This is a genomic window from uncultured Paraglaciecola sp., assembly GCF_937123705.1.
Classification (GTDB): domain Bacteria; phylum Pseudomonadota; class Gammaproteobacteria; order Enterobacterales; family Alteromonadaceae; genus Paraglaciecola.
The window spans coordinates 103,295-111,835 of the sequence record NZ_CAKZKO010000164.1 but is presented as its reverse complement, the minus strand read 5'-3'; the positions used below and the strand labels follow the sequence as shown (position 1 = coordinate 111,835).

Annotated in this window: 6 protein-coding genes; 5 read left to right on the top strand and 1 reads right to left on the bottom strand. The window is 43.2% G+C overall.

Translation table 11 applies throughout. The features are described 5' to 3' along the window. On the top strand, positions 1-2,210 hold a 2,210-nt coding region (locus tag Q0688_RS22205; protein ID WP_299082518.1), incomplete at its 5' end, for a glycoside hydrolase family 2 TIM barrel-domain containing protein. Between the two features lie 10 nt (positions 2,211-2,220). Here the strand turns inward: Q0688_RS22205 and Q0688_RS22200 are convergent. After that, positions 2,221-2,577: an FHA domain-containing protein gene (locus Q0688_RS22200; protein WP_299082516.1), complete on the bottom strand. Its 357-nt coding sequence runs from the start codon at positions 2,575-2,577 to the stop codon at positions 2,221-2,223. 307 nt (positions 2,578-2,884) lie between these two features. Here Q0688_RS22200 and Q0688_RS22195 point away from each other — a divergent pair, with 307 nt between their 5' ends. From Q0688_RS22195 to Q0688_RS22180, 4 genes are read left to right on the top strand one after another with little or no spacing between them, the layout of a single operon-like run. Beyond that, complete coding sequence (locus Q0688_RS22195; protein ID WP_299082514.1) at positions 2,885-5,134, top strand: cyclic nucleotide-binding domain-containing protein; 2,250 nt, start codon at positions 2,885-2,887, stop codon at positions 5,132-5,134. A gap of 1 nt (position 5,135) precedes the next feature. Next, complete coding sequence (locus tag Q0688_RS22190; protein WP_299082512.1) at positions 5,136-6,053, top strand: efflux RND transporter periplasmic adaptor subunit; 918 nt, start codon at positions 5,136-5,138, stop codon at positions 6,051-6,053. Between the two features lie 16 nt (positions 6,054-6,069). Next, positions 6,070-7,218, top strand: coding sequence for an ABC transporter permease DevC (devC, locus tag Q0688_RS22185; RefSeq protein ID WP_299082511.1), 1,149 nt, complete (start codon positions 6,070-6,072; stop codon positions 7,216-7,218). Beyond that, positions 7,218-8,510, top strand: coding sequence for an ATP-binding cassette domain-containing protein (locus tag Q0688_RS22180; RefSeq protein ID WP_299082509.1), 1,293 nt, complete (start codon positions 7,218-7,220; stop codon positions 8,508-8,510). The genes devC and Q0688_RS22180 overlap by 1 nt, the downstream gene beginning before the upstream one ends. Positions 8,511-8,541 lie beyond the last annotated feature (31 nt).

The window sequence follows — 8,541 nt, the reverse complement described above, 5'->3', positions numbered from 1 at the left end:
CGCGAAAATGGACAGCCGAAACCCCTAACTTGTATCGTTGTGTGGTCAGCTTGCTCGATGAGCAGGGAGAAGTTGTTGATATAGAAGCTTATGACATTGGTTTTAGAAAAGTCGAAATAGTCGATGGGCAATTATGTGTAAACGGTAAGCCGTTGTTGATACGCGGCGTCAATCGCCACGAACATCATCCAGAGACAGGGCACGCTGTATCAGAGTCAGACATGATTGCAGACATTAAGTTGATGAAACAAAACAACTTTAATGCGGTACGCACCGCCCATTATCCTAATCACCCCCGTTGGTATGAGCTATGTGACGAGTTAGGTTTGTATGTGGTAGATGAGGCCAATATTGAAACCCATGGCATGTTTCCTATGGGCAGGTTAGCTGCCGATCCCCAGTGGGCCGGCGCTTTTATGTCCCGCTATACCCAAATGGTCGAGCGGGATAAAAACCACGCGTCTATCATCATTTGGTCTTTGGGCAACGAGTGTGGCCATGGAGCCAATCATGATGCGATGTACGCTTGGTCAAAAAGTTTCGACCCGTTGCGCCCCGTGCAATACGAAGGTGGCGGCGCAAATACCTCTGCTACTGACATTATTTGCCCTATGTATGCACGGGTAGACACCGATATCGAAGATGAGGCGGTACCTAAATATTCCATCAAAAAATGGCTGAGTTTACCAGGTGAAACTAGGCCCTTGATTTTATGTGAATATGCCCATGCTATGGGCAACAGCTTAGGCAGCTTTGATGATTATTGGCAAGCCTTTAAAGAATACCCAAGATTACAGGGTGGTTTTATTTGGGATTGGGTAGACCAAGGGTTATCTAAAACAGATGCAAACGGCCAGCACTACTGGGCTTATGGTGGTGATTTTGGCGATACTGTCAACGACCGGCAGTTTTGTATTAATGGCTTGTTGTTTCCCGATCGCAGTGCTCATCCTAGCTTATTTGAAGCCAAATATTGCCAGCAGCATCTTAAATTTACTCTAGCAGCCCAAAGCCGTCAGAATGAATATCAATTATCCATTTTTAGCGATTATGTATTTAGAACCACAGATAACGAAAAGTTAGTGTGGCGATTGCTACAAAACGGCGTTGAAGTTGAACAAGGTGATGTGGTGCTGAGTATTGTACCGCAAAGCGCTCAAGAGATAGTTATAAAACCACAAACGCCATTTGTGCAAGGGGCGCAATATCACTTAAACCTAGATGTTGAACTAATCAATGCATGCAGTTTCGCTCCAGCAGGGCATGTTATGAGCACCGAACAATTTGTACTGGCCAATCAGCAAAGTTTAACTCTAGGTTCATTCGACAAAGCTGTTGTAGCAACGCCGCTGCTGTTAACTGAAGATGCAAATGTCATTGGCGTTCAAGGCGCGGGTTTAGCTCTAACATTCGACCGTAAAACCGGACTTATTCAAACTTGGCAGCAAGATAACAAAGAGGTTATCGCCCGCCCGCTGGTTGATAATTTTTATCGCGCACCGCTTGATAACGACATTGGGGTGAGTGAAGTGGATAATCTCGACCCCAACGCATGGCATGCCCGCTGGTTACAAGCTGGGATTGGTCAATGGCAACGCAAATGTTGTCATATAAGTGCGATATCATCACAACAAGATGTACGCATTATTTGTGTATTCGAGTATGACTATCAAGAAACACGCTGCGCCCAAACAAAGTGGGTTTATTGCATCGACAATAGTGGCGAAGTGACAGTTAACATTGAGGTGCAGTTAAATGAAATTTTACCGCCACTACCAAGAGTAGGACTGAGTTTCGCTATATCCAAACAAGATAATATGCAGGTTAAATGGTTAGGCTTAGGGCCATTCGAAAACTACCCTGATCGTCAGTCGGCCGCACGTTTTGGCGAATACAATATGGGTCTAAGAAACTTGCATACCCCTTATATTTTTCCCACTGATAACGGATTGCGTAGTGATTGTCAGCAACTCAAGCTCGGCAAACTCCAAGTGCAAGGAGAGTTTTTGTTTGCTGCAAGTGAATATTCGCAAAACCAACTATCAATGGCTAATCACACTAATGATTTAGCAGCAGATGAAGTGATTCATGTTTACTTAGACAATCAACATATGGGAGTGGGCGGTGATGATTCGTGGAGCCCTAGTACCCACAAAGAATTTCTATTAACTCCTAAACAATATAGTTATTCGTTGCTGTTTAAAGTGTAAACACTGGTGATTACAACACCAGTGTTTTGGGAGGGGCTCGACTGATAATAGTGGTTGAATCGAGATCTGTTTCAGTAATGTCTTCAGGTTGGTAGACTAAAATATAACTGGCAATGAAAATCGCGTCTCCAGCTTGCAATGTATAGGGGCTTTCAATTGCCTTACCATTCACTTTGGTGCCATTCAATCCAATATTTTCAATAATTTTATCATCGCCTTTCGATGTAATAATGGCGTGTTTACGCGACACTTTAGAATCAGGAATACTCACAACACAGCTTGCGTCGCGGCCCAACACAAAGTCATTGTCATCAAGCTTAAACGAAGCTTGCAGTTCGTAATTCGCGTACATATCTAGCCGAGCCATAAATCTTAATTCCTAGTAGAGATAATGTGAAGTTTTATAATTTGGATAGTGAAATCATTGAGTTACCGCTAGACCACTGAACCAAGGGTTTCCCTTCGTTGATTTTAAAAGTGTACTATTCGGTTAGTAATTCGTACAGTAAATTGTATACTTTTTCTTCTCATCAACCTAGACTAGCTTTTACTGATCGGCCAGATTTAAAGCTTGTAGTTAACACACGCTGACTAGGAGTTACTAGGGTTTCTTAAAAATTGAAGTATTTAAGGAGCCTGTAGAGTAGTTTTACAAGTTGATGGAACACTATTTAATGGACACATCTGTTACCCGCAAGTCTAATGAAACAATAGCTGATACAGACAATAGTATTATGCTAAACGAGCAAGATCGCCAAATCCTTTCGGGTTATGGTGAAATAAAACTGCTATCTGCAAAAGATTATTTGGTTACCGAAGGTGCGGGCGATACCTGCTTTTATTTATTATTAGCAGGTGATTTGGTTAAAGAGCAGCAGGCGAAAGCCAATATGTTAGGGATGCATAAGCAGCTGGAAGTCGGTGAACTGGTAGGCCTACTGAGTTTCTTTACTAAAGAAAAACATACACATTCAATTGTTGCCCGTACCGAGAGCAAAATCGCAATAGTTACCCGAGAAATATACGATTCATTGTTGTCTGAACAACCTTTATTGTGGCGTAAATTGCAAAATATTGGTTTACATATGATGCGCAAACATCGATTAGCCATCCATCTGGATAAGCTCTTTGGGCCGTTTGGTGCCATGTTACCTTTTGTATTGGCCGATATAGAGAATGAACTGGAATGGGTTACGCTGCCAAGTGGGAAAACCTTGTTCCAACAAGGCGATGTACCAGACGGTGCTTATATAGTGGTGTCAGGGCGCTTGCAAATGACCACAAAGCTGCTCATAGGAAACGAAGTGGTTAATGATGTTGTTTCAGCTGGGGAAACCATCGGAGAAACCGCGCTTTTAACCCATCAGCCCCAAGCGCATACCGTCTATGCGGTTCGGGATAGTGAACTAGTTAAATTATCAAACTTTAGTTTTGAGTTAATGCTACAGCGAAACACTAGAGCTATACATAACATTGCTAAAATCTTGGGTAAACGCCTTAGTAACTTACCTACAGAAAAAGCCTTAGCAAAAACTCCGGTTCGCTGTATTGGCTTGCTGCCCGCAAATGACAGCGTGCAGCTAACAAACTTTGCACAAGAATTGTGCTCAACAATGTCTGATTATGGCACAACGCGCTACCTTAGTAGCGACATAGTTAATTCTGAGCTCGCCACAGATGGGATTGCTCAAAGTCAAGAAAATCAAGCATCGAGCTTGCGACTGGTGGAGTGGTTACATGCACAAGAAGAGCAGTGTCAGTTTTTAGTATATCAGTCTGATCCCAAATGGTCTGAGTGGAGTGCTAGATGTGTTCGACAAACCGACCAGATTATTGTTGTGGCTCGGGCTGGTTCAGATACCGATTTAGCTGCTTTGGTACCACATTTGTCAGGAGAGCGTCAGCGATGGAGTTTAGTCTTACTGCATAACGCTGATACCGATAGACCAAGAAACACCTCTGCATGGTTTTCTGCCAATCAGCCAGATGCTGTTTTTCATGTACGGGATCAACATGCCGCCGATTTAGCCAGACTCGCGCGAATATTGTCGGGCAATGCCGTTAGTTTAGTGTTGGGCGGGGGCGGTGCACGTGGCTTTGCCCATTTAGGCGTTATTAAGGCTATGGAAGAGTTAGGGGTTCCAATAGATATGGTGTGTGGTACCAGCATGGGTGCCCCCCTTGCGGGAATGCTCGCTCAAGGAGCGAATGCTCAAGAGGTGATAACTCGTTCTAAGCAGGCATACAATAAGATTATTGATTTTACCTTCCCCATAGTTTCGCTAATCGCAGGAAAGCGCATTAGCCAAGCAATAAAAGAGCAGACTTTGGGCTGGAATATAGAAGACTTTTGGTTACCGTTTTTCTGCGTATCAACTAATTTAACAACTACATTACCCGTTATTCATAATCGCGGAGATGCCTGCCTGGCGGTGCGCAGTAGCGTATCGATACCCGGAGTGTTACCACCTGTACCCCATGAATCCGATTTGTTAGTAGATGGAGGCGTGTTAAACAATTTACCTGTGGATATTATGCGCGAAATGAATCCCTTTGGAGACATTGTAGCGGTTGACGTAGCACCGCCTATTGGACCCAAAGCTAAGTCAGAATTTGGCACTGAAGTGTCTGGATGGCGTTTGTTATTCAAGCGTTTATTACCTTGGTCAAAAGCACCTTCTGTACCAGGGTTAGGGGCAACCATTATGCACGCTATGGTGGCGGGTTCGGCACTTAAACGTCAGAAAATAATCGAACAACAACAAGCTGATATTTATCTCAATATCCACGTAAAAGGAGTAGGTATGCTGCGATTTGATGCACAAACAAAAGCCACAGAGATTGGTTACCAAGCGAGTATTGATAGACTTAGAACGCATTTCGAGTCATCCGAAAAACATTCAATCGCCAGAAAGGGAGAATAATATGAAGGCTTCATTTGTAGCGACTACTCTTGTCGTGGCTAGCCTATCAACGCTAATGGTACAGGCAAGTGAGATCTCTTCAGTTGCTGCATTAGGAAGAATTGAGTCTGAAAATGGCATTATGCTCATTAGTGCAGCCTCTACCCCAGAATCATCTACTGGCTCGTTAATCTCTAAATTACATGTAAATGAAGGAGATAACGTGACTAAGGGGCAGTTACTAGCAGAAACAGATTCGGCAGCAGTCGCGCAAGCATTAATACTCGAGGCGGAAAAGGAGTATGAGTTAGCCCAAAGACAGTTTGATGCAGAAAAAAGCGTTGCCGACGCTGCCTGTGTACAGGCCGATACCGCAAAAAATGAAGCAGACAGACGGGAAAAATTGTTAAAAAGAGGCTTAGCTGCTGCCGAAGAAGTGGATCAGGCTCAAGGTGAAGCCAAGGCATTGAAAGCATCTTGTCAATCAGCGCGAGTGTCGGCGACTGCGGCAGAAATGGCCATTGAAGTCGCGAGTGCGAGGTTAGCGCGGCGTCAAGCCGAGTATCAGCGTAAAATGATCTATTCACCTATCGATGGCATGGTATTACAAATAAATGCCTATCCAGGTGAATTTGTGCATTTAGATGGCATCCTGGAGTTAGCTGCAGTACAAAAAATGTATGCCGTGGCGGAAATCTATGAGACAGATATCAAGCGAGTAAAGATTGGTCAAAGTGCAGTAGTAAGCAGTGATGCACTAGATGAAAAACTAACCGGAAAAGTGACCTACATCCACCCTAAAGTACAAAAACATGATGCAATTGGAACTGATCCCGCGTCGCGCAAAGATGCGCGAATCATTGAAGTTGATGTATTGCTAGACAAACCACAGGCGGTAAGGCGATTAATAAATCTGCAAGTTGAAGTCGTCTTAGAGTAATAAAAACATGATACCTATGCAGACCAAAGTTGCGTGGTTGCAACTTAAATATCGACCTGTAAGACTGATAGTCGCTTTGTGTGGAATTGGCTTTGCGGTGTTGTTGATTTTAATGCAATTGGGCTTTAGATCTGCGCTATTTGAAAGTGCGGTTCGTTATCATGAAAGACTCAACTACGACATTGCCCTATTTAGCCCTGACAGTGTGTTTATAGTCCGGCCCCAAGCATTTTCTAAACGCCGCCTTTATCAAGCGCTGTCTTTGGAAGAAGTAGAACAAGTGATGCCCATTAATATTTTCCCCGCAGTATGGAAAAACCCGTGGAATAATGGCAGTCGCAGTATCCATACTATGGGGTTTGATCCCGGCGACCCAATATTTGAAGGTGTCGAATTTGATAAACTTAGACTCAAAATGAAGGCGCGGGATGCCATGATATTTGATTCTGCTTCGCGACCTGAGTTTGGCCCTGTTAAGGATACTGTTACCGACGATGAAGTATTGGTAACTGAAATCAACAATCGCCAGATTGACGTGGTGGGCTTGTACCATATGGGCACATCATTTGGACTAGATGGCAGCGTGTTTATGAGTACAGATAATTGGTTTCGACTATTTCCAGACCGCTCCAGAGAAGATATTCAAATGGGCTTAATCAAGCTCAAAGATGGCAAGGACGCCAATATAGTGCGAGATAAGCTCAAAAATTACTTACCCAATGATGTGTTAGTGATGACCAAGAGTGATTTTGTTGAAAGGGAAACCGCTTATTGGAATTCAGCGACGCCAATTGGTTATGTGTTTACTTTTGGTTCAATTATGGGGTTTGTTGTTGGGGCTATAATCGTTTATCAAATCTTGTTTGCAGGCGTATCAGAATATATCAGTGAATATGCCACTTTAAGAGCCATGGGATATTCCAGTGCCTTTGTGTCTGGCATTGTGGTGCAACAAGCTATGTTGTTAGGGGCGCTGGGATTTATTCCCGGTGTGGCAGTGGTGATCTGGCTCTATTCAGTCGCCGCTGGTGCTACCAATTTACCTCTGTATTTAACGCAAGATAGAGCAATCTTAGTCTTTATTTTGACTATGCTAATGTGTGCGATTTCAGCCTTGCTGAGTGTCAGAAGAGTGGTAAGTATCGACCCTGCGGAGGTGTTCTAATGGCCGCAGAAATATCCATCAGTGTCAAAAACTTAGATTTTTCTTTTGGCAGTGGCGACCTTAAAAAACAAATTTTATTTGATATCAGTACCGATATTTATGCCGGTGAAATTGTCATTGTCACCGGGCCTTCAGGCTCAGGAAAAACCACACTTTTAACCATAGTCAGTGCCTTAAGGTCGGTTAATACCGGTAGTGTTCAAATACTCGGTAAAGAGCTTTGTGGTGCGAAAGGCAAACAATTAGAGGAAGTTCGCAAAGATATTGGATTTATATTTCAACAACATAATCTAATTGGCGCGTTAACTGCCTTACAAAACGTGGTGCTGGGCATTCGAATAAGTGGCAAATTTAAAGGTAGTCAACTTGAGCAAAGAGCACGTGAATATTTGCAGATAGTTGGGTTAGGAGAGCGTATACACTATTATCCCGATCAGTTATCCGGTGGGCAGCGCCAACGTGTTGCCATAGCAAGAGCTATGGCTGCTGAACCTAAAATTTTAATGGCAGATGAACCTACAGCGTCATTAGATAAACAGTCAGGCCGAGATGTAGTTGAACGCATGAAAACTTTGGCCAAAGAACAAGGTTCAACGATTTTACTGGTAACCCACGATAATCGTATCCTAGATGTGGCAGATCGTATCGTTTATCTTGAAGATGGTCATATCGCAAGCTTTAACGAAGCGGTCATCGATAATAGTCAGCAAATGATGAATGTGGTGGCCGATACGCCTTCAGCGTTACCCAATAACCAAGCAGAAAGTGATTTTGATTTTCAATATTTTATGGTGGATTTATCTTTACAATCACAGCGGATATTAGCATTAAAAAGTAAAATCAACCCCATAGCGTTCAACGGTGTAGTGACAAATGCACTTTCTAAATTTACTTCTCAAGCTGCTGAGAAATTTAAAACCCAAGGTTTTCCGTTTTATCTCGTCTCAGATGATGGCTGGATTGTATCTTCTCTTGGTGATGTAGCTGCGACAAATATCGCTAACTACCCAAATCAGGGGGGATTGGTCAATTTTGTAAGAGACGCTAAGCAGTCAATATTGATCACTGATTCGTTAGCTGATGCTCAAGTCACTCCAGTGATAGATATGCAAACTGATGCAGCACAAATGATAATGGCGGTCCCTTTAAAGAGACGAAGCGGCGAAGTATTTGCGGTATTACAATGTCGAGAATTAGTGACCCAAGCAAGCTATACCTCAGCAGACTTAAAATCCTTTGAACTTTTCTGCACCAGTATTACTGGACTGTTGGATGCTTATACGAAGTTGTAATGACTAAAATGGTATAGGTTTCGCTTAAGCC